The organism is Burkholderia thailandensis E264 (assembly GCF_000012365.1).
GTDB classification, from domain to species: domain Bacteria; phylum Pseudomonadota; class Gammaproteobacteria; order Burkholderiales; family Burkholderiaceae; genus Burkholderia; species Burkholderia thailandensis.
Window position 1 is genome coordinate 1,798,466 of record NC_007650.1, and the last position, 22,789, is coordinate 1,821,254.

The window sequence follows — 22,789 nt, forward strand, 5'->3', positions numbered from 1 at the left end:
GGATTGGGGCATGTCGCGCCCCTTGTTCTCGGGCAATCTCGCGCGGTATCGGAACCGGCGAACCGCCTTCTTCTTTGCCGAATAAGGATGCCAAATCCGCTGAGCAATTCCTCAAATCGGCATGGCTTCCGGCCCGCCATGCCGGCGGTCATTCAATCGACATTGATTTCTGAAGGTAGTAGAAGCGTGCGGCACGGCTGGATATCGGCAAGGGTTTGCGAGACCGCGTGCTTCCGCCATCCAAATGCCTGTCTGCTTCTCAGCGCCCACCTGAACCGGCGCACGAACTCTTCGAGGTAATGCTGAACGACGCGACACAGGTTCACCAACGCCGGCTGGCACTAGGCACTCGCTCGATATGCGCATTTGCTCAATACGCAATCGCTCGCGACGACAATACGCCGAAATTACCGGCACTCGCCCTTCCGCGCGGTTCGCGCCGCAACGCCGTGAGGACGCGCTTTCCCGCCGAACAAACGATTCCGTGCCAGCGGCACGTCAGAAATCCACTTTCACCCCCGCCATCATCGCGAGTTGCCGGCCCGAATGGCTGTTCGCCAAGACGGGAATCTGCGCGTAGTTCACGGGATCGCCGTTCGCATCGCCGCCGAGCCCACGCCCCGACGCGATCTGTCCGATCGCGACCGCATACAGCGCCGTGCGTTTCGACAAACTATAGTTCGCACCGACGTTGAATTGATGAAAGCGCGTCGTCCCTCGGCTGTCGGCCTTCGCGTTGTTGAAGATGTATGCGATGCCGCCGCGCAGCATCGGTGTGAACGCGTATGTCGCATTCAGTTCGGCAATGTCGAACGCGATCGATGCACGCTGCGGATGCGCGGCGGTCACGAAGTACGCGCTGTCGTCGAGGCGAGTGTGCGTATAGGCGAGCGCAATGGTCGCGTCGCCGAGCGCAATCGAGCCGCCGACGCCGAATGCCTGCATCGACGCCGCATCCTGCAATTGGCAGTACATCGCGCCCGCGTTGCTGCACGCGAAATCGCCGATGTATCCGCTCGCGCCGCCGAGCGCGGCGTCGAGCGGCTGCCGCAAATTCAGATAGCCGATGCCGAACGAAATCGGCGCGCGGTTGTAGGCAGCGGCGACCGAATAGCCGCGGCGCGCGGAGAAATCTCCTGCCTGGCCGCCGAAGCTGAATGTGCCGCCGAACGTCAGTCCGTCGAAATCGGCGCTCGTGAACTTGATCTCGTTGTTGAAGTTGAACGCCGCATTCAGATTGTCGACATCGCCAAAATGCGCGCCGTACGGTGTCGCCCAGCTGTTGCTCGATGCGTACGCGCCGAGCGTATCGGTGTACGAATCGTATTGGCGTCCGACGCCGAGCGTGCCGTATGCGTCGTGCCGCAAGCCGACCCACGCCTGGCGGCTGAACGCCGCACCGCCCTGCAACGCCTGACCGCTCGCCGACAGGAATTGCTGCTCGAGCGTGAACACCGCCTTCAAGCCGCCGCCAAGCGCCTCCACGCCCTGCAACCCCCATCGCGAAGGCACCAGGTTTCCGCCGCCCATCTGCCACGCATGAGCGCCGCTCACGCTGCCGTCCGCGCGCGTGAACTGCTGATTCGTCGAATAGATGATGCCCGTGTCCACCGTGCCGTACAGCGTGACGCTGCTTTGCGCGCGAGCCGGCGCAACGGCGGCGACCGCGACGCCGGCCGCGATCCAGGTTCTGATTTTCATGCTCCACCCACTCCCTTCGTTGATCGGGATTGCAAACCAATCGACCGAATCGGCTCGATCGGCGGCAGTGGAGGAACTCTATCCAGCGAAAATTCGGGCCCTGTATCCCGAATCGGCAAATGCATCGGCGCGGCGTGCGACGCACTCCGGATCGCGAACGCGCCCATTGCCCCGCGCGCGCGACGCGCGACGCGAGGGCGTCACATCAGGAATGCGCGATGCCGAAACTCAGGACAGACGACGCGTCTGCGACGGCAACTCGCCGAACAGGCCGCGGTACTCGCGCGCGAAATAGCCGAGATGCGTGAAGCCCCAGCGCGCCGCGGCCTCGCCGACGCACAGCGCATCGGCGGACGTCGTGCGCAGCAGACGGCGCACGGCGTTCAGACGGATCGTGCGCAAGTACGTGACGGGCGTCACGTCGGCGACGCGCTGAAAGCTCGTCTGCAGCGTGCGCCGGCTGCAGCGCAGCGCACGGCATAGCTCGAGCACCGTCACGGGCTCCTCGGGACGCGCCCGAAGATAGCGCTCGCAGCGGCCGACGATATCGCTGTACGTCGCATGCGTGATGTCGCGCCGCTCCTCGCCGATCCCGCCCGCGAGCGCATCGAGGAACACGCCGAGCATCGCGTCGCGAAACATCTTGCGGGTCGCGTCGTATTCGAGCCACGTCGGATTGCGCTGCGCATCGTCGATATACGACGACAGGCGCGCGCCGAGCGCCGCGCCCTGATCGTCCCTCAACCGGGTCACGTGCCGCGGCGCACGGTTTTCGCGCGCGCCGAATTCGGCTTCGCACAGCTCGTCGATCATGTCCGGCGCGGCGCTGATGCCGACGAGCCGCATCCCTTCCGGCGTGTGGAACTCGAAGTCCTCGCCGGGGCGCAACGCGAGCAGCGCGTAGCCGTCGACATGTTGCCGCTGGAACGTCCCCGACAGCGGCACGAGCACGGGCACCGCAAGCGACGTGCGCCCCTCCGGCGACACGCCCGTCTGCGCGACGCGGCGGTTCGTCGTTTCGCGGAAGAAGTGGAAATCGTCGTACAAAACCTGCGTGACCGTGCCCTTGAAGCGGCCGGGCGTCATCTGCCGGTAGACCTGACGCCAGCCGGCGATGGCGAGCCCGTGATCGTGGACGTCTTCGAGCGAACGCGACTGGAACAACATGGATGCCTCCAGAGAATTCCGATGCAGCGTGACGGCGGGCCCCGCAGCGACGCGGCGCGGCCACCGGCCGCCAGCCGCCCGTCCGGCGTCAATCTCCCGGCAGGCGCGCAAGCGCGGCTTCGAAACCGGCGAACGCCGCATGCAGCGCATCGCGCTGCGTGTCGGCAAGACGCACGTAACGCCGGAACGACGGCATCCTGCCGACCACTTCGCTGCCGCCGAACGGCACGATGCGCAGCGTCCAGCGCCGGCCGCGCGCGGCGATCTCACAGTATGTCAGATCGAGTGCCGCCAGCGGCGCGTTGAGCGAGGGCACGGCGAGCAGCGCCCGAACGAGCGAGCCGAATCGCGCGTCCGCGTCGCGCGCGATCGTTGCGGCGGCCGGCCCGCGACGCACCCACCCGCTCGCGGCAATCGATGCCGAGCCGTGCGTGTCGGGGCCCGCGAGCGTCCTCTCCAGTTGCACGCTGACCGTATGCAGCAGAAATTGCCGATCGACACGCTCGGTCGCACGCAACGCGATGCCGTCGTCGAGCGCCATTCGCGCGGCGTCGCCGCCGCCGGCCGCGGCAAGCGCCGCGCCCAGATCCGCGGCGACGCGCGCGAGCGTCGCGCCGCGCCGATAGCCGGGTACGTCCCCCGGTGCAAACCGGCGCAGTCGGCCGGCCAGCAACGCCACGCGGCCGACGCCCGTCGATCGCCCGCTCACCGCACGTGCTCGTTGCGCAGCACCTCTTCGGCGGGCACCGGCCGAAACGGATGCTTGCGCTGCACGACGACTGTCCAGAACAGCGCATAGAGCGCGGTGAGACCGAGCATCGCGCCGAATGGCACGTAGATGTCGCGGCGATTCATTCCCGGCGGCGCGATGTACCAGATCGCGAGCACGATGCCGGCGCTGGACACGATCTGCGGCAGCGGAAACCAAGGCGACCGGTACGGCCGCGGCAGATCCGGGCGGCGGATCCGGAGCATCACGACCGACAGCGTGACGAGCAGATATGCGGTGCCCCACGCGCAGGTCGCGGCGAGCACGAGGTGCATGATGCTGTCGAGATCGCCGTGGATGATCCACGCATGCGCGATCGGCACGATGGCCGCGGCGACGATGCCGACGACCGGCGTGCGAAAGCGCGGATGCAGGTATGCGAAGCACTTCGGCAGCGCGCCATCGACAGCCATGCCGTACAGGATGCGCGGCAGCCCGGCCATCAGCGTGTTGATCGTCGCGGCACCGGCGAACAGGAACGCGACGCCGAACCACACGCGCCCGAACGGGCCGAGCACCCGCAGCGCGAACGCGGGAATCGCGCCGGGCGTGTCGAGCAGATGCGTGAGGCCGTCCGCCGTTACCGCGACGTTCGGCACCTGCCGCTTGATCGCCGCGCCGTAGACGAACATGCAGACCGCGACGCCCGCGAGCCCGAGCGCCATCGCACGCGGAATCGTCTTGCCGGGCGTCTTCATTTCCGGCGCGAGCGGCGTGACGAACTCGCAGCCGACGAACATGAACATCGCCATCCCGACGAGCGACAGCACCGCCGGCACCGACGCGCCGACCTCCGAGCGCCCGAACCAGCCGTCGAGCTGCACGGCGGGCGCGGCTGCGAGCCCGAGCGCGCCGAAGATCATCAGTGACAGCCACATGCCGATCGTCAACACGATCTCGAGCTTGCTGAACACCTTGATGCCGATGATGTTGGTGATCGCGAACGTCGCGACGAGACCGACGCCGACGAGCCACGCACTGTTGTGCCGCTCGAACGCCGCGTTCAGCGATTCGAAGTTCACGAGCGCCATGATGCCGCTCAGGATCGTCTCCGCCGTGCCGGCGAACACGTGGACGAGGAAATACGCGGAGATCGTACCGGTGATCGCCCAGAATCGGCCGAGCCCGCACGACAGGTAGTCGTAGACGGAGCCCGCCGTCGGCAGCATCGCCGCCGCCTCGGAAAACGTCGTCGCCTGCGCCTGCATCATCACGAACGCGATGACCATCGCAACCGCGAACGCCCAGCCGCCCATCCCGAAGCCGGACGTCGCGGTCAGGATCACCGGGCTCGCCATGATGAGGCCGACGGCGCTCGCGAGCGCCGTCGGAAAGCCCACCGCGCCGGCCGCCAGCGAGGGCTGCCCGTTCGCGTCGCCGGACGGCGTCGCGGCCCGCGCATTCGAATAATCCGATAAATCCGACATCCTCGTCTCCTTTGCGATGCGTCAATGTCGAGAAAATACGGAGGCCAAAATTCCCGCGTGTAGCGCAAATTGGCAAAACGGCCGGGGCCGCGCGCGCCGCCCCGGCCGTCAGCCGTTTTTCGGTCATCCGTCAGCCGTTTTTCAGCCGCGCGTCATCGGCCGCCCGAGAACGGCGTCGCGCGAAAGCCGGCTTCGAGGCCCGCGACGATCCGGTCGATCTGCTCGCGTTGAATCACGAGCGGCGGCGACAGAATGATCTTCGTGCCGACCGGGCGCACCAGCACGCCGTTTTCGCGCGCGACTTCGGCGACCGCGTTCGCGTAGCCCGACATCGGATCGATCGGCGCGCGCGTCGCCTTGTCCGCGACGAGGTCGAGCGCGACCATCAGCCCCTTGCCGCGCACTTCGCCGACCGCGTCGAAGCGCTCGACGAACGGCTGCAGCGCTTCGATCAGATGCGCGCCCTGCTTCGCCGCGTTCGCGGGCAGGTTCTCGCGCAGCACGATGTCGAGACTCGCGAGCGCCGCCGCGCATGCGACCGGATGCCCCGAGTACGTGTAGCCGTGCATGATCGCGCCGCCGAAGTCCGCGTTCGACGCGAACGCGTCCTCGATCCGCGCGTTCACCGCGGTCGCGCCGAGCGGCACGTAGCCGGACGAGATGCCCTTCGCGAGGCACATGATGTCGGGCTTCACGCCCCAGCCGCGGCTGCCGAACAGGCTGCCGCTGCGCCCGAAGCCCGTGACGACCTCGTCGGCAATCAGCAGCACGCCGTAGCGGTCGCAGACCTCGCGCACGAGCGGCCAGTAGTTCGCGGGCGGCACGATCACGCCGCCCGCGCCCTGAACCGGCTCGGCGATGAACGCGGCGACCGTGTCCGGGCTCTGGAACAGGATCTCGCGCTCGAGCAGTTCCGCGCAGATGCGGCCGAGCGCCTCGGGGTCCTGCGTGAACGGATTGCGATAGAGCCACGGCGTCTCGACATGGAAGCAGCCGGGCAAGTTCGGCTCGTAGTTGCGCCTGAAGACCGTGTTGCCGTTTACCGACGCGCCGCCGAAATGCGTTCCGTGGTAGCCCTGCTTCAGCGAGATGAACTTCGTGCGGTCGGCCTGCCCGCGCACTTTCCAGTACTGGCGCGCGATCTTGAGCGCGGTCTCGACCGAATCCGAGCCGCCCGAGCTGTACAGCACGCGGCGCATGCCTTCGGGCTCCATCATGTCGATCAGCTTCGTCGACAGTTCCTCGGCGCGCGGATGCGTGATGCCGTCAAATAGCTGGAAGTACTCGAGTTCGTCGAGCTGGCGCACGATCGCTTCCTTGACCTCGGCGCGGTTGTGGCCGACGTTGACGTTCCACAAGCCCGCGACGCCGTCGACGAGTTGGCGTCCGCGCTCGTCGTACACATGGCAGCCGTCGCCGCGCACGATGCGGATCGGTTCGCGGCGCTTCATGTCGTTCGGGTGCAGCATCGGGTGCCAGAAACGGGAATCGTTGTAGCTCATTGCATTGCTCCGGGGAAAAATCGAACAGCCCGCGCGTTCAGTGCGCGATGCAGACGGATTTGGTTTCGGTGAAGCCTTCGATCGCGTATTGGCCGAACTCGCGGCCGATGCCCGATTGCTTGTAGCCGCCGAACGGCATCGACGGGTCGAGCGGAATGTGGCAGTTGACCCAGACGGTGCCCGCCTCGATCTGCGGCACGAGATCCATCACCGCCTTCAGGTCGTTGCTCCACAGGCTCGCGGCGAGCCCGTACGGCGACGCGTTCGCGAGCCGCACCGCCTCGGCCGGATCGTCGAACGGCAGCACGACGACGACCGGCCCGAACACTTCGTCGCGCACGATCGCGCTGTCGTGCGCCGCATCGGCGATCACGGCCGGGCGCACGAAGTAGCCGGGCAGATCGTCCGCGCGCGTGCCGCCCGTGAGGAACGTCAGGCCCTCGCGGCGCGCTACTTCGATGTGCTGCACGACCTTGTCGCGATGATGCGCGGACACGAGCGGGTTGATCTGCGCGGCCGGATCGAGCCCCGGGCCGAGCCGCATGGCCGCGGCGACGTCGGCCAGCCCTTGCGCGAGCCGGCGGAACTTGCTGCGGTGCACGTAGATGCGCGACGCGGCCGCGCACACCTGCCCCTGATTGAAGAAAGCGCCCGCCGCGACGCCGCCGAGCGCCGCATCGACGTCGACATCGTCGAGCATCACGATCGGATTCTTGCCGCCGAGCTCGAGCGAGAAGCGCGTCATGTTCTGCACGGCGGCCGCGCCGACGAGCTTGCCCGTCGCGGTCGAGCCGGTGAACGAGATCTTGCGGACCGACGGATGGCCCGCGAGCGCCGCGCCGCATTCCCGCCCGCCCGTCACGACGTTGAACACCCCGGCCGGCACGCCCGCTTCGAGCGCGAGCTCGGCGAGCCTGAGCGCGGTGAGCGGCGTCTCGGGCGACGGCTTCAGCACGACCGTGCAGCCCGCCGCGAGCGCCGGCACGAGCTTCCACACAGCGATCATCAGCGGGAAGTTCCACGGCACGATCGCGGCGACGACGCCGACCGGTTCCTTGCGCGTGTACGCGGTGTAGCGGGCGCCGGGCGGAAACGGAATCGATACGTCGAGCGTCTGCCCGGTGATCTTCGTCGCCCAGCCCGCCATGTAGCGGACGTATTCGATCGTCGCGCCCACTTCCACGCCGCGCGACACGAGAATCGACTTGCCCTGGTTCAGCGTTTCGAGCTGCGCGAGCTCCTCCGCATGCGCTTCGAGCACGTCGGCGAGCTTCAGCAGGACCCGCTCGCGATCGGCGGGCCGCAGCCCGCTCCAGACGCGCGCGTCGAATGCGCGCTTCGCGCTCGCGACGGCGGCGTCGACGTCGTGCGCATCGGCGTCGGGCACGCGCGAAAGACGCTCGCCCGTGGCGGGGTCGTACACGTCGAGCCGGCGCGGCGAATGCGCGGCGCGCATCGCGCCGTCGATGAAGATGCCGAATTCGCGCTTGGTGAAAGCGCGCACCGTGTCGGCCACGGCGACGAGGTCGGTCTGTGTCATGTGCGTCTCGTGTTGGGGTTCGATCGGCCGGCCCGCGCCGGACATGGCGGCGCGGATCGGTCGGACCAATGTAACGACGCGGCTTCTCGGCGGGTTAGCGCAAATTGGCAGGTTGGGCGGGGCCGCGGGGACGCGGCCGGGTTGCGCGGGGCTGTACGGCGCGTCGCTTCTCGCGGATCGCGCGCTCGTCCGTCTTCGCGCCCGTCGCGTCCGCTTCACCCGGCGTCCGAGCCATGTCGCACGCGGCCGCGCCGCCGAACCGCAGCCAACGACCGGCCGCCCGTCACAGAAACAGCGCGCCAACGAGTTCGGTGCGGTTCGACACCCCCAGCTTGCGAAACATGCGCAGCAGATGCGTCTTGACGGTCGGCTGGCCGAGCGCGAGATCGCGCGCGATTGCCTTGTTCGATCGCCCGTCGCGCACGAGCCGCGCGATCTGTTCCTCGCGATGCGTGAGCCGCACATCGCACGCGATCCGGCGAATCCCGCGCACCGCGCGCAACGGCGGCAGCAGCGCGACCTCGACGACCGGCTGGACCGCGTGCAACGCCGCGATCTCGGCCGCCGAGTAGCGGCCGCCGCCGGCCAGACGCAACAGCGAGAACGCCGCGACCGGCGCGCCGCCGTCGCGCAGCAGCACCTCGACGACGTCGGCGACGCCATGCCGCCGCAGGAAGCCCGTCCAGTACGACGACGCATCGCGCCGCTCGTCGGGCAACTGCGACGCGAGCGTGACCACCGCGCCCGGCTGCGACGCGCAGCGCGCCGGGTGCAGCGGATCGAGCGGCCGGTAGCGGCTCACATACGCGCGATGCATCGCGGCCGTCATCCCGAACAGCTCGAAATCGACGGGCTCGCCGCTCGCGTCGATCCGGTAGAAGACCGTCGCCGTCGGTCGCGCGAGCGCCTGCAGCGAACCCACGCACGCTCGCAACGCATGCGCGTATGACGAAGCGGAATCGGATCTGGCGGGGTCGTGCGTCATGGCGGCGGACATATCGATCGCGAGCGGGCGGCCTCGGCAGCGTAGCCGCGCCGACGACCGCGCGATGAGCCCGAATCGGCAAATCGTGCGGGCGGCCATCGGGCATTCTTTCTGCCGAGCGGCCGATGCCGCGACGAACGCGCGGCCCGTACACGCGCTCCGCATCCGCGTGCCGGCGCCGATCGACGGCTTCGGCGCCGCGCCCGCCCGACAGGCCGGCACGAGGAATACGGGCGGATGCCGTGCGGCCTTTGCGCGGCATCCGCCCCCGAGCCGCCCCGGGCGGCTCGCCCGACGCGCCGGCGGCCATGCCGAGCGCGCTATCCGGTCGCCGCCGTCGTCTCCGGCAGCGTCGCGCCGCCGTCGACGACGATCGTTTGCCCTGTGATGTAGCCCGCGGCGTCGGACGCGAGGAACAGCATCGCGGCCGCGATCTCCTCGGGCTCGCCCAGGCGGCCGAGCGGCACGCCGCGCGCGATCCGCTCACCGTGCGCCGCATCGCCGAGATTGCCGGCGGCCGGCGTGCGGATCATCCCCGGCTCGACGCCGTTGACGGTCACGTTCCGCCGCGCAAGCTCGAGCGCCGCCGCGCGAATGAAGCCGTTCACGCCGGCTTTCGACGCCGCGTAGTGCGCGAGCCCCGGGTACGCGACGCGCGGCCCCGTCACCGACGACGTCGCGAGCACGCGCCCCCGCCCCGCGCGCTCGAACGCCGGCAATGCCGCCTGCGTGAGCCAGAACAACGCGGACAGATTGACGGCGAGCGTGCGCTCGAGCACGTCGGGCGCGATCGCATCGAACGGCGTCAGCGGAAAATATGCGGCGTTGTGAACGACGATGTCGAGCCGCCCGCTGTCCGCCTCGGCCTGTTCGACGAGCGCGAACAGTTCATCCCGCCGCGCGGCGTCGACACGGTACCCACGCACCGTCTGCCCGTCAGCGGTCCCGCGCGCGGCAAGCCGCGCGGCGAGCGCGGCGGCCGCGTCGCCCTGCAAGTCCGCGATCGCGACGCTCGCGCCGGCGGCGGCGAACGCACCGGCGATCGCCGCGCCGATGCCCTGCGCGCCGCCCGTCACGAGCGCCGCGCGGCCGCGAAAATCGGCGACGAGCCGGCCGCACGGCGTCGCGCGCTTCGAATCGGCGCCGTTCATCGCGCGAGCGGATGCGCGGTTTCGTTCAGTACCTGCGCATGGGCGCCGACCGGAAAATTCGACAGCGCGCCAAAGTCGCCTTCGCGATACCCGAAGATCTTGCCGTCCGTCTTGCACTGGTCGAGATCGATCAGCACGACGCCGAGCGTCGGCACGACCTTCTCGCGCCAGACGAACAGGTACAACGCGTCGGCAAGCTTGAAGTAATGGCAGCGGTCGACATCCGCGAGCCCGCGCTCGACGCCGGCCAGGCAATGCCACGCGTAGAAATCGTCATTCAGATAAATGTGCTCGTAGCATTCGGTCGGGCTGTAGCGGTACATCGTCCGCTTGCCGACGAGTTCCCGCGTCGGCGCATGCAGCGGGCCGGGCGCGGCCGCGCCCACGATCGCGCCGTGGCGGAACGTCGTGTCGACGCCCGTCAACGGCAACCCGCGCGCGACGCGCGAAAACGAATCGATGCGCACGTCGCGCTCGGCCGGCAGCACGCCTTCGACCGACGTCCAGACGCTCCGCGCCAAATCGAGCACGAGGCTGACCGATGTCGCGCGCCGGAGCGGATCGACGTAGTCGACGAAGTAAATGCCGTCGCGCAGTTGCGTCGCCCGGTACGCCGCCTCCCGGTCCGCGTCGCCCGGGTCGCCCGCGTGCCCCGCATCGCGCGACGCTTGGCGCGCGTGCCAGCGCAGCGTCGATCGATCGGCGAACGTGTATTCGCGCGTCGCGCCGTCCGTCGCGGCGAGCACGATCGTGCGTCCCGCGAGGTCGTCGACGGGCGCGAGTATGTGACTGTCGGGCGCGAAGCCTTCGGCCAGCGCGCCGACTTGAATGAAGACCGGGTCTGCTCCCATGCTTTCCTCCGATTGGGCGACGCGCGAACGTGCGCAATCGCGAAACAGGCGTTCATGGTGCCCGTGTGCGGGAGCGCGCGGTATCGACCGAATGGTTGAATGGCGCCGGCAAGATCGGGCGCGAACGTCCGCGCCGCGGGTGCCGCGTGGACGCAACGCGGAAAGAGGAGAGGACAAACGAAGCGCGTCAAGCGTCGAGCACGAGGCTTGCCCATCTGCGCCCGCGCCCGAGCTGTCGCGATTGCACATCACAGCCGCTGCGCGACGAAGAAAGGAACGCAACCGGCCGCTTGCGACGCTGCCGCATTCCGCGCGGCGATATTGCGCTGCGCGATCCGCCGCCCGAACGCAACCGGCACGGCGCCGAACCGCGCGCCGCCGCGACCGCGTCGAGCGCCGCGACAATCCGCACCGCGCACAAACGCACGCGTGCGGCGGACCTGCGGCGGGCCAGCCCGCTTACGGCGCGCTCGCGTCGTCGAGCTGCCGCATGTCGTCCGCGTCGAGGTGCAGCAGGATCGACGCGCCGAGCGCGTTCAACTGTTCGATCGACGTCGCGCTCGCGATCGGTGCGGTGACGCTCGGCCGCGCGATCTGCCATGCAAGCGCGACCGACGTTTGCGTCGAACCGTGCTTCGCCGCGACCGCATCGAGCGCCGCGAGAATCCGCAAGCCGCGCGGGTTCAGGTATTGCTCGACGCGCCCGCCGCGCGCGCTCTTCTTCAGGTCCGCCTCGGACCGGTACTTGCCCGACAGGAAGCCGCTCGCGAGCGCGTAATAGGTGACGACGCCGAGCTTCAGCTCGGTCGCCACCGGCTCGAGCTCGCGTTCGTACGCTTCGCGGTCGTACAGGTTGTATTCGGGCTGGATCACCTGATACGCGGGCAGGCCGGTGCGCCGGCTCAGTTCGGCCGCCTCGCGCAGCCGCGCGCCGCTGTAGTTCGACGCACCGATGATCCGCACCTTGCCCTGCTCGATCAGCGTCTGATACGCGCCGAGCGTTTCCTCGAGCGGCGCGGAATCGGCCAGGTCGCGGTGCGAGAAATAGAGATCGATGTAGTCGGTCTGCAAGCGCCGCAGCGAATCGTCGGCGGCCTTCAGGATGTTCTCGCGCGACAGGCCGGCCCGCGTCGCGAGCAACCCGACCTTCGTCGCGATCACGACCTGGTCGCGCTTGCCCGAGCGCTTGAGCCACTTGCCGATGATCGTCTCCGATTCGCCGCCCTGGTTGCCGGGCGCCCACGCCGAATAGACGTCGGCCGTGTCGATGAAATTGATGCCGGCGTCGGTGAGCGCGTCGAGCAGCGAAAACGAAGTGTTCTCGTCGGCGGTCCAGCCGAACACGTTGCCGCCGAACACGAGCGGCGAAACTTGAATCGTCGAGGTGCCGAGTGAGCGTAGTGCCATCTTTTCTCTCCGTTCGATGATGAGCGTCCGGCAAGCGCGCGGAGCGCGGATTCGCGTCATCCATGCTAACGCGCGGCCGGCGCGGGTCAAACGGATTAAACCCGATTTCGAAAGACCATGCGCCGACAAGCGATCGGCAAGCCGCCGGCGGCCGGCCGGCGGCGGGCCGCCGCGGCGAGCGCCACCGTGCGCCGCCGTGCAACGCGGACGGCGGGCGGACCCGCCGCCCGCGTTCGGCAGTGACTCGTCAGTCGCCAGACAACCAACCGGACAGGCAAACGATCGGCCGACTACCCGGGCTGACTACCCGAGCTGACTTCGCGGGCTGACTTCGCGGGCTGACTTCGCGGGCCGACTGCCCGCCCCCCACCGGCCGCCTCCGGCGTCAATCCTCCTGCAGCACGCGCTCGACCGCCGCGACGGCCGCATGCGCGCCGCCGTACAGGCTCGCGCCGTGCAGCACGTAGCCGCGCTCGCCGACCGTCACCAGCAGTTGCGGCACGCCCGACGCGCCGAGCCGCCGCATCGCACGCTGCGTGTGGGCGATGCGCTCGGCCGCCGCGCTCGCGAGCGCGGCGTCGCCGTCGATCCGGCGCGCGAGCGCGTCGGCGTCGATCATCGCCATGCCCGCCTTCGCCGCGACATCCGCCGCGACGCGGGCAAGCACGTCCGCACGCGCGGTATCGAGGCCGTCGACATAGCGCGCGAGCTGGATCGCCTCGAGCAGCGGCCGCTCCAGGCGCGCATCGACGTCATGCAGCGCGGTCAGCACGCGAGTCGCGGGCCCGGAATCGAAATGCACGCCGCCGCGCCGCAGCACCTGCTCGCGATACGCTTGCGTGAAGCGCTGGCCCGTCATCTGCTCGATGCGCTGATCGTTACGCCATGCGTACTCGCCCCATTCGGACGTCAGCTCGCGCGCGCCTTCGCCGGCGAAAAGCCCCGACGGCATCAGCTCGAGCACGCCCGGATGCGCGGCGTCGAGCCCGGCCAGCGCGGGCGCGCTCGCATAGCACCAGCCGCACAGCGGATCGAAGAAATATTGAAGCCGGAAGGGGTTCATCGCGGTCATGCGTTCGCTCAAGAAAATGAAAGTGAAGCGAGTCTATTTGATATCCAATCGATCAAATACAATGCACCGGTCGACAATTTGTTGCATGGATTGAGCGAATATGGATCGAATCACCGCGATGCAGGTGTTCGTGGAGACGGCCGAGCGCGGCAGCGTGTCGGCCGCCGCGCAGCATCTGGACATGTCGCGCGCGATGGCGTCGCGCTACGTTGCATTCATCGAGCAATGGACGGGGGCGCGGCTGTTGCACCGGACCACGCGGCGCCTGACGCTGACCGCGGCGGGCGCGCAGATGCTGCCGCTCTGCCGCGACATGCTCGGGCTCGCCGATCACGTCGCGACCGTAGTCGCGAAGCCGGACGACGCGCCGCGCGGCGCGCTGAGAATCACCGCGAGCGCGATCTTCGCGCAGACGCACGTGACCGACGCGGTGCTCGACTACCTGGCCCGCTACCCGGCCGTGTCGGTCGATTTGCTCGTCACCGACCGCACCGCCGATCTCGTCGACGAACGAATCGACCTGGCCATCCGGATCACGAACGAGGTCGACCCAAGCCTGATCGCGCGGCGGCTCGGCACGTGCCGCTCGGTGCTGTGCGCATCGCCCGGCTATCTGGCCGAGCACGGCGCGCCGCGGCAGCCGCACGATCTCGCGCGGCACAACTGCCTGACGTATGCCTATTTCGGGCAGAGCCTGTGGCACCTGACGCGCGACGGCGAGCCGGCGACGGTGCCCGTGCAGGGCAATCTGAGCGCGAACGACGCACTCGTGCTGCTGCGTGCGGCGATCGCGGGCGGCGGCATCGCGCTGCTGCCGACCTTCGCGGCGGCCGAGCCGATCCGCGCGGGCACGCTCGCGCGCGTGCTGCCCGACTGCGCGGCGCCCGATCTCGGCATCTATGCGGTCTACGCATCGCGCAAGCAGATGCCGCTCGCGATGCGCGCGATGATCGATTTCCTGGCCGAGCGTTTCGGCGACACCCCCGCATGGGACGCGTAGCCGCGCTGCACTCGCATCGACAGCGTTCCGCCGCGAAGCAACGGCACGGCGGCGCGGCGACGCGAAACGACGCGGGACGACGCGGGACGAATCATCGCGAACCGGCGAGCGCCCACGCATGGTTCGGCCGCGTTCGCGCGACGCGAGGATATCGATGAGACGACGACGCCCGCGTACATCGAAACGAAAAACGGCGCAAAAAACGGCGGCCACGCGCGTGGCCGCCGTCGAGACGAGGCGCCGAGGCTCGCGTCGCGCCCCCCGCCCCCCGCTTCGGCGCGCGCCGGGCAAGGCCCGGCGCGCCCGTTCGCGTCACTTGTTGTTCGCGAGCGCGCCCGAGCTGTTCGCGCCGCCGAACAGCTGTGTCAGATAGTTGGTGTTCTGCTGCATCCGCGCCATCAGCGCGTCGAGCGCGGTGAACTGCGCCTTGTACTGCGCGCTCAGTTGCGCGGCGTAGGTCTCGAGCCGCGCCTGCCGCTGCGCGACGCTCTTCATGTCGCGGTCGATCGCATTCGAGCGGACGTCGAACGAGCCGTCCTTGCGCAGATGCACGTCAAGCGCCTTCGTGACCTGCGTGCCGATGCCGTTGGTCTTGTTGAACAGCGCCTCCACCGCCTGCGGATTGCTCTGCAGCGCTTCGTTCAGCTTGGCCTTGTCGACGATCAGCGAGCCTTCCGGCTGCTTGTCGCCGGCGCGCGCGAACGTGATGCCGAGCGCCGCGAGCGACGCGCGCTTGTTGTCGCCGTGCGGCACGCCGCCGCCGACGATGTGCGCGAGCGAATTGCGAATGCCGTTGAGCATCGAATCGCCGATCATCGGCCCGCCCTGCTGCCCCGGCTTCGCCGTCTTGTCGAACGACGTGAGCTGCGCCATCGTGCCGATCATCGAGTTGTACAGGTCGACGAAGTTGGTCACCGCGCGCGCCTGGCCGTCGATGTCGCGGGCGATCGACAGCGTCTGCGGCGCGCCGATCGCCTCCTCGGTCACGTTGATCGTCACGCCGGCGATCACGCCCTTGACCGCGTTGTCCGCGCTGCGCGCGGTGATCACGCCGCCCACCGTGACGATCGCGTCCTGCGCGAAGTCGCTCTGCTTCCAGGCGTCGCCCGCCGACGTGATCGCCGACTTGCCGCCCTTGTCGTCGGCCGTCGACTTGACCGCGAGCCCCGACAGGCCCGCGTCGTCCTTCACGTTCGAAACGCTCACGTTGATCACGTTCGCGCTGCCCGGCGCGGTCGAGCGCAGCACGAGGTGCGCGCCGTCGGTGCCCGTCACGACCGTCGCGGTCACGCCGGGGTTGTTCTTCGCCGAGTTGATCGCGGCCGCGATGCCGGCCGGAGTGTTGTTCGTCGCGTCGATGTCGATCGACGTCGAGCGCTCGCCGATCTTGAGCGTCAGCGTGCCGGAACCGAGCTTCTGCTTCGGATCGAAGCCGGCCGACACGAGCGTCTGCGAGCGCGCGACCTGCTTGACCTCGACCTGATAGCTGCCGGCGACCGTGCCCGCGTCCACCGTCGTAGTGAGCCCCTTGCCGCTCGCCTTCGACGTGAACTTCTGCGCGAGCGTGCCGTCGGACAGCGGCTCGACGCCTGTCTTCAGGTTGCTGAGCGCGAGCTTGAGCGCACCGAGCGCCGAGATCTGCGTGTTGTTCCACGCCGCCTGGTTCTTGATCTCCGCGGCCTGGCCAGCCGTCTTCGCGTTGACGAGCACTGACACGAGCCCGCTCACGTCCATCGCCGGCTTGCCGGTGGCGCCGTTGATCAGCGACTGCGCGGCATCCTGTATTTGCGACCAGACGTCGCTTTGCGAATTGGCCGCGAGAAGCGCATTGGTCCCCGTTTGGGTGATCGCCATCGAATTACCCCCGTTCGTGTGGTTGGTTTATTTCATGGTCATTCGTAATATGAAAGCAAGCATATCGCAATTATTGGAATCGGTTTGTGAAGATTGTTGTCAACGGTGATTCGGACGCAACGAATGCCGGCGCGGCGACGCGTCCGGGCGCGGATCGGGCGGCGCGCAGAGAACGATGACGCGCGGATCGGCGGCGGCGGGCGGGTGCGGAACGGCCGCGACGAACCGGGGACTGGCCGCCAACAACGGGCTACGGCTGCGGGCGTTCAGGGCTCGGCGCTCGGCAGCCAACCGTTCGACGTGACAAGCGCCGCGAACGCGGCGCCCCGTTACTATCTTCCCGCCCCGATAATTGGGGCTTTGGCCAGCCAGGCTCGGCATGATTCTCGCCCCCAGTCGCAGTCATGATCCGGGGGGTGTTGTCACCGGGCCTGGTGGGTGGCTGGTGATCGCTGATAGGGGTTTGGCCGGGATATCCCGACGCCGTCCGTAACGTGGATGCCGAGACTTGCCACCGTTGTTGCAGGCCAATCCGTTCACTCTGCACAAACTGCGATGCAAGACACACAACAACGTGATGCCGTCGATGTCTTCGTCGGCGTCGATGTCGGTAAAGGCCAGCATCACGCCGTCGCACTCGATCGGAACGGCAAGCGTCTGTACAACAAGGCGCTACCCAACGACGAGGCCAAGCTGCGCGCCCTCATCGCCGAACTCAAGACTCACGGTCGACTCCTGTTCGTCGTCGACCAACCTTCCACCATCGGCGCGCTGCCGGTGGCCGTAGCCCGTGCTGAAGGCGTACTCGTCGCCTATCTGCCGGGACTGGCCATGCGCCGCATCGCCGATCTGCATGCAGGTGAAGCCAAGACCGATGCCCGCGATGCCGCGATCATTGCCGAAGCCGCCCGCTCGATGCCACATACGCTGCGCTCACTTCGATTGGCTGACGAGCAACTCGCCGAGCTCACCATGCTGTGCGGCTTCGACGATGATCTCGCCGCCCAGGTCACTCAAACCAGCAACCGCATTCGCGGCCTGCTTACTCAAATCCATCCGGCGCTCGAGCGCGTTCTCGGACCCCGCCTCGACCATCCGGCAGTGCTCGATCTGCTTGAGCGCTACCCGTCGCCCGCCGCGCTTGCCTCAACCAGCGAGAAGACGCTTGCTAACCGCCTGACCAAGCTCGCGCCCCGCATGGGCAAAAGCTTGGCGGCCGAGATCGTTCAGGCTCTGAGCGAACAAGCCGTGATCGTGCCCGGCACGCAAGCTGCCACCATCGTCATGCCTCGTTTGGCCCAGCAGCTTGCGGCCTTGCGTAAGCAGCGCGACGAGGTCGCGGCCGAAGTTGAGCAACTGGTGCTTGCTCACCCTCTTTGGCCGGTCCTGACCAGCATGCCGGGAGTCGGCGTCAGGACCGCCGCCAGACTCCTGACCGAAGTCGCCCATAAGGCCTTCGCTTCGGCTGCACACTTGGCGGCCTACGCTGGCCTTGCCCCGGTCACCCGGCGCTCAGGCTCGTCTATCCGAGGCGAACATCCATCCAGACGCGGCAACAAGGTGCTAAAGCGCGCCTTGTTCCTATCCGCCTTCGCTGCCTTACGAGACCCAGTCTCACGGGCCTATTACTCCCGCAAGATCCAGCAAGGCAAGCGCCACAACCAAGCCCTCATCGCACTGGCACGGCGACGCTGCGACGTCCTGTTCGCCATGCTGCGTGACGGCACCATTTACCAACCCAAGTCAGCCCCTACCGCTTGACGAAACACATAGGGGCACCCCTCCGCCGCCTACGCGTCGCGAGCGCTCGCGAGCACGGCGTGCAGCAGCACGTTCGCGCCCGCCTCCGCCCATTCCGCCGTGATCGCTTCCGCCTCGTTGTGGCTCAGCCCGCCCACGCACGGCACGAAGATCATCCCGGTCGGCGCGATCCGCGCGAGGTGGCAGGCGTCGTGCCCCGCGCCCGACACGATGTCCGCGTGCGGCAGGCCGAGCGCGGCCGCCGCGTCGCGCACGGCCGCCACGCATGCGGGCGCGAACGGCACCGGCGCGTAATCGGCGATCGGCTCGAGCTGCGCGTCGAGGCCCGACGATTCGGCGATTCGCGCGAGCGCCTCGCGCAGCGCCGTGTCCATGTCGGCGAGCGCCGAGGCATCCGGATGCCGGCATTCGATCGTGAACAAACATGCGCCCGGCACCGTGTTGCGCGAGTTCGGCCGCGCGTCGATCCTCCCGACCGTCGCGCGCCCGTGCGGCGCATGGCGCCGGCCGAGCGCGTCGACGAAATCGATCATTCTCGCCGCGCCGACGAGCGCATCGCGCCGCAGCGCCATCGGCGTCGTGCCCGCGTGCGCGTCGACGCCCGTGAGCGTCGCCTCGTACCAGCGCTGCCCCTGCCCCGCCGTCACGACGCCGATCGCATGGCCGCCGCGCTCGAGAATCGCGCCTTGCTCGATGTGTAGCTCGTACGCCGCATGCACCGGAGCGCCGCCGACGGGCGCATCGCCCGCGTAGCCGATTTGCGCGAGCGCATCGCCGAGCGTCACGCCGGACGCATCCGCGCGCGACAGCGCGTAGTCGAGCGAATAGACGCCCGCGAACACGCCGGACGCCATCATCGGCGGCGCGAAGCGGGAGCCCTCCTCGTTGGTCCAGACGACGACGTCGATCGGCCGCGCGGTCTCGACGCCCGCGTCGTTCAGCGCGCGCACGACCTCGAGACCGCCGAGCACGCCATAAATGCCGTCGTAGCGGCCGCCCGTCGGCTGCGTGTCGGCGTGCGAGCCCGTCAGCACGGGCGCCGCATGCGGATCGCGGCCCGCGCGACGCGCGAAGATGTTGCCGATCGCGTCGACGCGGACCACGCAGCCCGCGTCGCGCGCCCAGTCGACGAACCGATCGCGGGCGCGCCGGTCATCGTCCGTCAGCGCGAGCCGGCACACGCCGCCTTTCGGCGTCGCGCCGATTTCCGCCATCCGCTCGAGCGACGCCCACAGGCGCGCGCCGTCCACGCGCAGCCCGTCATCGCGCCGCATCGCTCGCCTCCGGGTTCCCGTGTGCGCCGGCGGGCGGCGATGCGGCGGCGTCACGATCGCGCGCGGCCGTGGATGACGGACGCGCGCCCGGCGCCTCGCCGGCCGCCCCGGATTCCGGCAACGATTGCCGTGAAGACTCCGCGCGCGCCCCCGGCGACGATGCCGGCCGCCCGGCCGACTCGCCCGCCTGCGTTTCGCGCGCACCCCCGGCAGCCTCGCCCTGCGCCGCGGTTGCGTCCGGCGCGCGCCCGGCGTCCTCCGCGCCGCTCGCGCGTTCGTCCGCGCCGCGCCGCGCCGGCTCCGCCAGCCGGTAGCGAAAATCGCAGTGCGTGCCGCCCTGCATCAGCGTGCGCGTGCGCGTGAGCTCGATGCGCGGGTCGTAGCCCTCGATGAACACGCTGTCGCGCGCGCAGCTCAGCAGGTGCCCGATCTCGGCCAGGCCCATCTCGCGATACATCTGCGCATACGCGCAACGGCGCACGTCGTAGTCGTAATGCGTGTCGTCCGCGCGGCGCACCTCGATGTCGAGCGCATCGTCCTTCTCCCACAGCACCTGCAGCGCGACGAACGACGCGATGCTCGTGCCGCCCGGTTCCTTCGCGGCGAACGTGCGCCCCGCGTCGAGCGCCGCGCCGCGCACCGCCTCCGCGATCACCGCCTGCGCGCGCTCGACGCCGAACTCGCGCTTCATGATCTCGTAGATCGGCTTGATGATCTCCGCTTCGATGCGCCGCCGCGCAAGGATGCCGAGCGGCTCGCCGTCCGCCGCGCCGCCCGCGGCCGGGTGGATCGGAATGATCGTCATCGGTGTGTCTCCTGGATTGTTGTCAGTTCGATGCGTTCGCGATTTTCATCGAGCCAGCCAAGCCCGATACGTTCGACTCGACGCCCGCGGCGGCGACGCCGTTCGCGCCGGCGCCGCCGAGCACGTCGACCGCCGCCCATTTGCCGCCGCCCGCACGGTAAATCGTGAACGCCGGGTTCCGCAGATTGCCCTCGGCGTCGAACGCGATCGCGCCCGTCACGCCTTGCCGCTTCAGCGCATGCAGCACCGCCGGCAGACGCGCCGCGTCGGTCGAGTCCGCGCGCTCGGCGGCCGCGATCAGCGTCGCCGCCTCGTCGTACGCGAACGGCGCATGCAGCTCGATCGGCGCGCGGTAGCGCGCGCGATAGCGGGCGTCGAACGCCGCGCCGCCCGGCATCCGCGCGAGCGGCAACCCCGGCTCGAGCGCGGTCACGCCGTCGCCGCCGGGCCCCGCGAGCGACAGGAACGTCTGCGTGACGAAGCCGCCCGCGCCGACGAGCGTCGCGTTCAGCGTCAGTTGGCGCATCCGCCGCGCGAGCGGCGCCGCCTGCGCGTCGAGGCCGCCGAAAAACACGACGTCCGCGCGCTTCGCCTTGATTGCCGTGAGCACCGCGCTGAAATCGGCCGTCTTGTCGTTCACGTACTGGCGATCGACGATCGCGCCGCCGTTCGCGTCGACGCCCTTCACGAACTGGTCCGCGAGCCCCGCGCCGAACGCGGTGCGGTCGTCGATCACGGCGATCCGTTTCGCGCCCAGCGTCTTCACGACATACGCGCCCGCATGCGCGCCGCTCGCGTCGTCATGACCGACGATCCGGAACGCGGTCGGATAGCCTTGCCGCGTGTACTGGCGCCCCGTCAACGCCGGCGCGATCTGCGCGATGCCGGCGTCGCGATAGATCCTCGACGCCGGCACGCTGCAGCCCGTGTTCCAGTGCCCGACGACGCCGATCACGCGCCGCTCGACGAGCCGCTGCGCGACCGTCACCGCGGCGCGTGGGTCGGATTGATCGTCGACGGCGACGAGCCGGTAGACGACCGGCTTGCCGCCGAGCGTCGGGCGGCGGCTGTTCGCGTCGTCGAGCGCGAGTTGCGCGCCGTTCTGCAGATCCTTGCCGATTCGCGCTAACGGGCCGGTCAGCGGCGCGGCGAGGCCGATCAGCACCGTCTGCGGCGCGGACCGGCCGGTTTCGCCGGACTCGGCGCCGCGAGCCGGCGTCGGCGCCTGCGCGGCGGATGCGAAAAACACGGCGGCGACCGAGAGCGCGACGCCGGGCAAGAACGTGGAGGGAAACTTCATCTGCGTGACGGACCTGGAGATCGAAGAGGAGCGCGAGCTCGCGCAAAACATGAAAAATATTAAATATTCGTGGCCAATCGCCGCAAATATTCAATTGTCCGATGCTTATGCCGGTGCGGCGGTCCCGCATTAATTCATTGTATTCAAGCCAATTTTTTTCCTTTCCGCAATGAAAGTCGTTTCGATAAAATTCGATACATGAAAAATATCGAACGATTGGCGAATGACCCTCCATTGCGCGCCGTGCGCGTGTTCGAGGCGTTCGCGCGTGTCGGCTCGGTCGCGGCCGCGGCGACCGAGCTCGACATCACGCCGTCCGCGGTCAGTCACCAGTTGCAGTTGCTTGAATCTTTCGTGCAGACGCCGCTCACGCTGCGCGACGGACGCACGCTCAAGCTCACCGACGAAGGGCGCGACTACTACCGATCGATCAGCACGGCGTTCTCGGTGCTGCGCAGCGCGACCGGCTCCGTTCGCGATCGCTCGTCGCTGCGGCAGATCACGATCAGCCTGATTCCGCTGTTCGGAATCGGCTGGTTCATCCCGCGCTTGCACGCATTCCTCGCGGAGAACCAGGACGTCGACGTGACGGTGCTGTACGCGCATCACCGCAACTATCTGAGCGATGCGGCGGACCTGTCGATCCGCTTCGGCGTCGGCGACTGGCGCGGCTACCGGTGCGAGCGGCTGCTGTCGGGCGCGGTCGTGCCCGTGTGCAGCCCCGCATTCGCGCGCCGCCACGGCCCGTTCAGGCGGCCGGCCGACCTCGCGGCCGCGCCGCTCGTGCACGACGAGGATCGCAATACGTGGGTCGACTGGTTCCAGCGAGCGGGCGTGAAACACGTCACGCGGGCGGTCGGCCCCTTGTTCGAGGACGGCCAGTTGACGCTCGCCGCGGCGCGCGCCGGGCTCGGCGCGGCGCTTTTGCGCGCGCCGCTGATCGAGCGGGAACTGATGAACGGCGAGCTCGTGACGCTGGCCGATAACGCGCTCGACGACGGCCGCGACTACTACCTGTGCACGCGTGCGGATGCGGACCTGCCGGACGGCGCGCAGCGGCTCGCCGACTGGTTGAGGCAGTCGATGGGAAAGCGCGGCGCGGGGTGACGCGCCCGGCAGTTCGAACGATGCCGCGCACGCGCCGCGACACATGCGACACATGCGACGCGCGCCCCGATCCGCACCAGCGCCCGCGCGCGGGCGCGCCGCTTGCCCCGCGCCCG

Annotated in this window: 18 protein-coding genes and 1 pseudogene; 3 read left to right on the forward strand and 16 right to left on the reverse strand. The window is 68.9% G+C overall.

The genetic code is table 11. From position 1 onward, the window contains the following. Nucleotides 1-163 precede the first annotated feature (163 nt). The 12 genes and pseudogenes from BTH_RS33340 to BTH_RS07875 all read right to left on the reverse strand — a co-directional run. Nucleotides 164-329, reverse strand: a pseudogene (locus BTH_RS33340) (DNA adenine methylase); the annotation flags it as partial. 169 nt (nucleotides 330-498) lie between these two features. After that, the gene (locus BTH_RS07825; RefSeq protein ID WP_009897379.1) at nucleotides 499-1,701 is read right to left on the reverse strand and encodes a porin; all 1,203 of its coding nucleotides are present in this window, start codon (nucleotides 1,699-1,701) and stop codon (nucleotides 499-501) included. A 228-nt stretch (nucleotides 1,702-1,929) separates the two neighbouring features. Further along, on the reverse strand, nucleotides 1,930-2,868 hold the full coding sequence (locus tag BTH_RS07830; RefSeq protein WP_009897380.1) for a helix-turn-helix domain-containing protein: 939 nt from the start codon (nucleotides 2,866-2,868) through the stop codon (nucleotides 1,930-1,932). Nucleotides 2,869-2,956: 88 nt separating this feature from the next. Then, entirely contained in the window at nucleotides 2,957-3,577 is a 621-nt protein-coding gene (locus tag BTH_RS07835; protein WP_009907753.1) for a DUF3156 family protein, read from the reverse strand. Beyond that, a complete protein-coding gene (locus tag BTH_RS07840; RefSeq protein ID WP_009897382.1) occupies nucleotides 3,574-5,064 on the reverse strand; it encodes an APC family permease in 1,491 nt (496 codons plus the stop codon). The genes BTH_RS07835 and BTH_RS07840 overlap by 4 nt, the downstream gene beginning before the upstream one ends. Before the next feature lie 152 nt (nucleotides 5,065-5,216). Then, entirely contained in the window at nucleotides 5,217-6,566 is a 1,350-nt protein-coding gene (locus tag BTH_RS07845; RefSeq protein ID WP_009897385.1) for an aspartate aminotransferase family protein, read from the reverse strand. Nucleotides 6,567-6,603: 37 nt separating this feature from the next. Next, nucleotides 6,604-8,106, reverse strand: coding sequence for an aldehyde dehydrogenase family protein (locus BTH_RS07850; RefSeq protein ID WP_009907754.1), 1,503 nt, complete (start codon nucleotides 8,104-8,106; stop codon nucleotides 6,604-6,606). A 283-nt stretch (nucleotides 8,107-8,389) separates the two neighbouring features. Further along, a complete protein-coding gene (locus BTH_RS07855; RefSeq protein ID WP_025369855.1) occupies nucleotides 8,390-9,091 on the reverse strand; it encodes a helix-turn-helix transcriptional regulator in 702 nt (233 codons plus the stop codon). A 320-nt stretch (nucleotides 9,092-9,411) separates the two neighbouring features. Next, entirely contained in the window at nucleotides 9,412-10,242 is an 831-nt protein-coding gene (locus BTH_RS07860) for an SDR family oxidoreductase (RefSeq protein WP_009897389.1), read from the reverse strand. Further along, nucleotides 10,239-11,093, reverse strand: a complete 855-nt coding sequence (locus BTH_RS07865; RefSeq protein WP_009897391.1) for a molybdenum cofactor biosynthesis F family protein — start codon at nucleotides 11,091-11,093, stop codon at nucleotides 10,239-10,241. Before BTH_RS07865 ends, BTH_RS07860 begins: the two co-directional genes overlap by 4 nt. A gap of 459 nt (nucleotides 11,094-11,552) precedes the next feature. After that, complete coding sequence (locus BTH_RS07870; protein ID WP_009897395.1) at nucleotides 11,553-12,500, reverse strand: aldo/keto reductase; 948 nt, start codon at nucleotides 12,498-12,500, stop codon at nucleotides 11,553-11,555. Nucleotides 12,501-12,885: 385 nt separating this feature from the next. Then, nucleotides 12,886-13,572: a DsbA family protein gene (locus BTH_RS07875; RefSeq protein ID WP_009897398.1), complete on the reverse strand. Its 687-nt coding sequence runs from the start codon at nucleotides 13,570-13,572 to the stop codon at nucleotides 12,886-12,888. A gap of 100 nt (nucleotides 13,573-13,672) precedes the next feature. On the opposite strand from BTH_RS07875, the gene BTH_RS07880 reads away from it, so the two are divergent. Continuing rightward, on the forward strand, nucleotides 13,673-14,572 hold the full coding sequence (locus BTH_RS07880) for a LysR family transcriptional regulator (RefSeq protein WP_009897399.1): 900 nt from the start codon (nucleotides 13,673-13,675) through the stop codon (nucleotides 14,570-14,572). Nucleotides 14,573-14,884: 312 nt separating this feature from the next. Here BTH_RS07880 and fliD read toward each other — a convergent pair whose 3' ends face one another. Further along, a complete protein-coding gene (gene fliD / locus BTH_RS07885; RefSeq protein WP_009897401.1) occupies nucleotides 14,885-16,426 on the reverse strand; it encodes a flagellar filament capping protein FliD in 1,542 nt (513 codons plus the stop codon). 555 nt (nucleotides 16,427-16,981) lie between these two features. Between fliD and BTH_RS07890 the strand changes: the two genes are divergently transcribed. Further along, complete coding sequence (locus BTH_RS07890) at nucleotides 16,982-18,187, forward strand: IS110-like element ISBma3 family transposase (protein ID WP_009892020.1); 1,206 nt, start codon at nucleotides 16,982-16,984, stop codon at nucleotides 18,185-18,187. Nucleotides 18,188-18,216: 29 nt separating this feature from the next. Here BTH_RS07890 and BTH_RS07895 read toward each other — a convergent pair whose 3' ends face one another. Genes BTH_RS07895 through BTH_RS35015 form a run of 3 tightly spaced genes read right to left on the reverse strand, consistent with a single transcriptional unit; the run spans nucleotide 18,217 to nucleotide 21,566 of the window. Beyond that, on the reverse strand, nucleotides 18,217-19,461 hold the full coding sequence (locus BTH_RS07895; RefSeq protein WP_009897404.1) for a Zn-dependent hydrolase: 1,245 nt from the start codon (nucleotides 19,459-19,461) through the stop codon (nucleotides 18,217-18,219). Then, nucleotides 19,448-20,266 carry an L-2-amino-thiazoline-4-carboxylic acid hydrolase gene (locus tag BTH_RS07900; RefSeq protein ID WP_009897406.1) on the reverse strand — a complete coding sequence of 273 codons (819 nt, stop codon included), beginning with the start codon at nucleotides 20,264-20,266 and terminating at the stop codon, nucleotides 19,448-19,450. The genes BTH_RS07895 and BTH_RS07900 overlap by 14 nt, the downstream gene beginning before the upstream one ends. Before the next feature lie 22 nt (nucleotides 20,267-20,288). Then, on the reverse strand, nucleotides 20,289-21,566 hold the full coding sequence (locus tag BTH_RS35015; protein WP_009897408.1) for a branched-chain amino acid ABC transporter substrate-binding protein: 1,278 nt from the start codon (nucleotides 21,564-21,566) through the stop codon (nucleotides 20,289-20,291). Nucleotides 21,567-21,764: 198 nt separating this feature from the next. Between BTH_RS35015 and BTH_RS07905 the strand changes: the two genes are divergently transcribed. Beyond that, nucleotides 21,765-22,673, forward strand: a complete 909-nt coding sequence (locus BTH_RS07905) for a LysR substrate-binding domain-containing protein (protein WP_025369859.1) — start codon at nucleotides 21,765-21,767, stop codon at nucleotides 22,671-22,673. Nucleotides 22,674-22,789 lie beyond the last annotated feature (116 nt).

Coding starts and splice junctions, on each gene's coding strand:
- BTH_RS07845 (WP_009897385.1), bottom strand. CDS start 6,566: ATGAGCTACAACGATTCCCGTTTCTGGCACCCGATGCTGCACCCGAAC.
- BTH_RS07840 (WP_009897382.1), bottom strand. CDS start 5,064: ATGTCGGATTTATCGGATTATTCGAATGCGCGGGCCGCGACGCCGTCC.
- BTH_RS07895 (WP_009897404.1), bottom strand. CDS start 19,461: ATGCGGCGCGATGACGGGCTGCGCGTGGACGGCGCGCGCCTGTGGGCG.
- BTH_RS07860 (WP_009897389.1), bottom strand. CDS start 10,242: ATGAACGGCGCCGATTCGAAGCGCGCGACGCCGTGCGGCCGGCTCGTC.
- BTH_RS07890 (WP_009892020.1), top strand. CDS start 16,982: ATGCAAGACACACAACAACGTGATGCCGTCGATGTCTTCGTCGGCGTC.
- BTH_RS07900 (WP_009897406.1), bottom strand. CDS start 20,266: ATGACGATCATTCCGATCCACCCGGCCGCGGGCGGCGCGGCGGACGGC.
- BTH_RS07855 (WP_025369855.1), bottom strand. CDS start 9,091: ATGACGCACGACCCCGCCAGATCCGATTCCGCTTCGTCATACGCGCAT.
- BTH_RS07875 (WP_009897398.1), bottom strand. CDS start 13,572: ATGACCGCGATGAACCCCTTCCGGCTTCAATATTTCTTCGATCCGCTG.
- BTH_RS07850 (WP_009907754.1), bottom strand. CDS start 8,106: ATGACACAGACCGACCTCGTCGCCGTGGCCGACACGGTGCGCGCTTTC.
- BTH_RS07880 (WP_009897399.1), top strand. CDS start 13,673: ATGGATCGAATCACCGCGATGCAGGTGTTCGTGGAGACGGCCGAGCGC.
- BTH_RS07905 (WP_025369859.1), top strand. CDS start 21,765: ATGAAAAATATCGAACGATTGGCGAATGACCCTCCATTGCGCGCCGTG.
- fliD (WP_009897401.1), bottom strand. CDS start 16,426: ATGGCGATCACCCAAACGGGGACCAATGCGCTTCTCGCGGCCAATTCG.
- BTH_RS07830 (WP_009897380.1), bottom strand. CDS start 2,868: ATGTTGTTCCAGTCGCGTTCGCTCGAAGACGTCCACGATCACGGGCTC.
- BTH_RS07870 (WP_009897395.1), bottom strand. CDS start 12,500: ATGGCACTACGCTCACTCGGCACCTCGACGATTCAAGTTTCGCCGCTC.
- BTH_RS35015 (WP_009897408.1), bottom strand. CDS start 21,566: ATGAAGTTTCCCTCCACGTTCTTGCCCGGCGTCGCGCTCTCGGTCGCC.
- BTH_RS07825 (WP_009897379.1), bottom strand. CDS start 1,701: ATGAAAATCAGAACCTGGATCGCGGCCGGCGTCGCGGTCGCCGCCGTT.
- BTH_RS07865 (WP_009897391.1), bottom strand. CDS start 11,093: ATGGGAGCAGACCCGGTCTTCATTCAAGTCGGCGCGCTGGCCGAAGGC.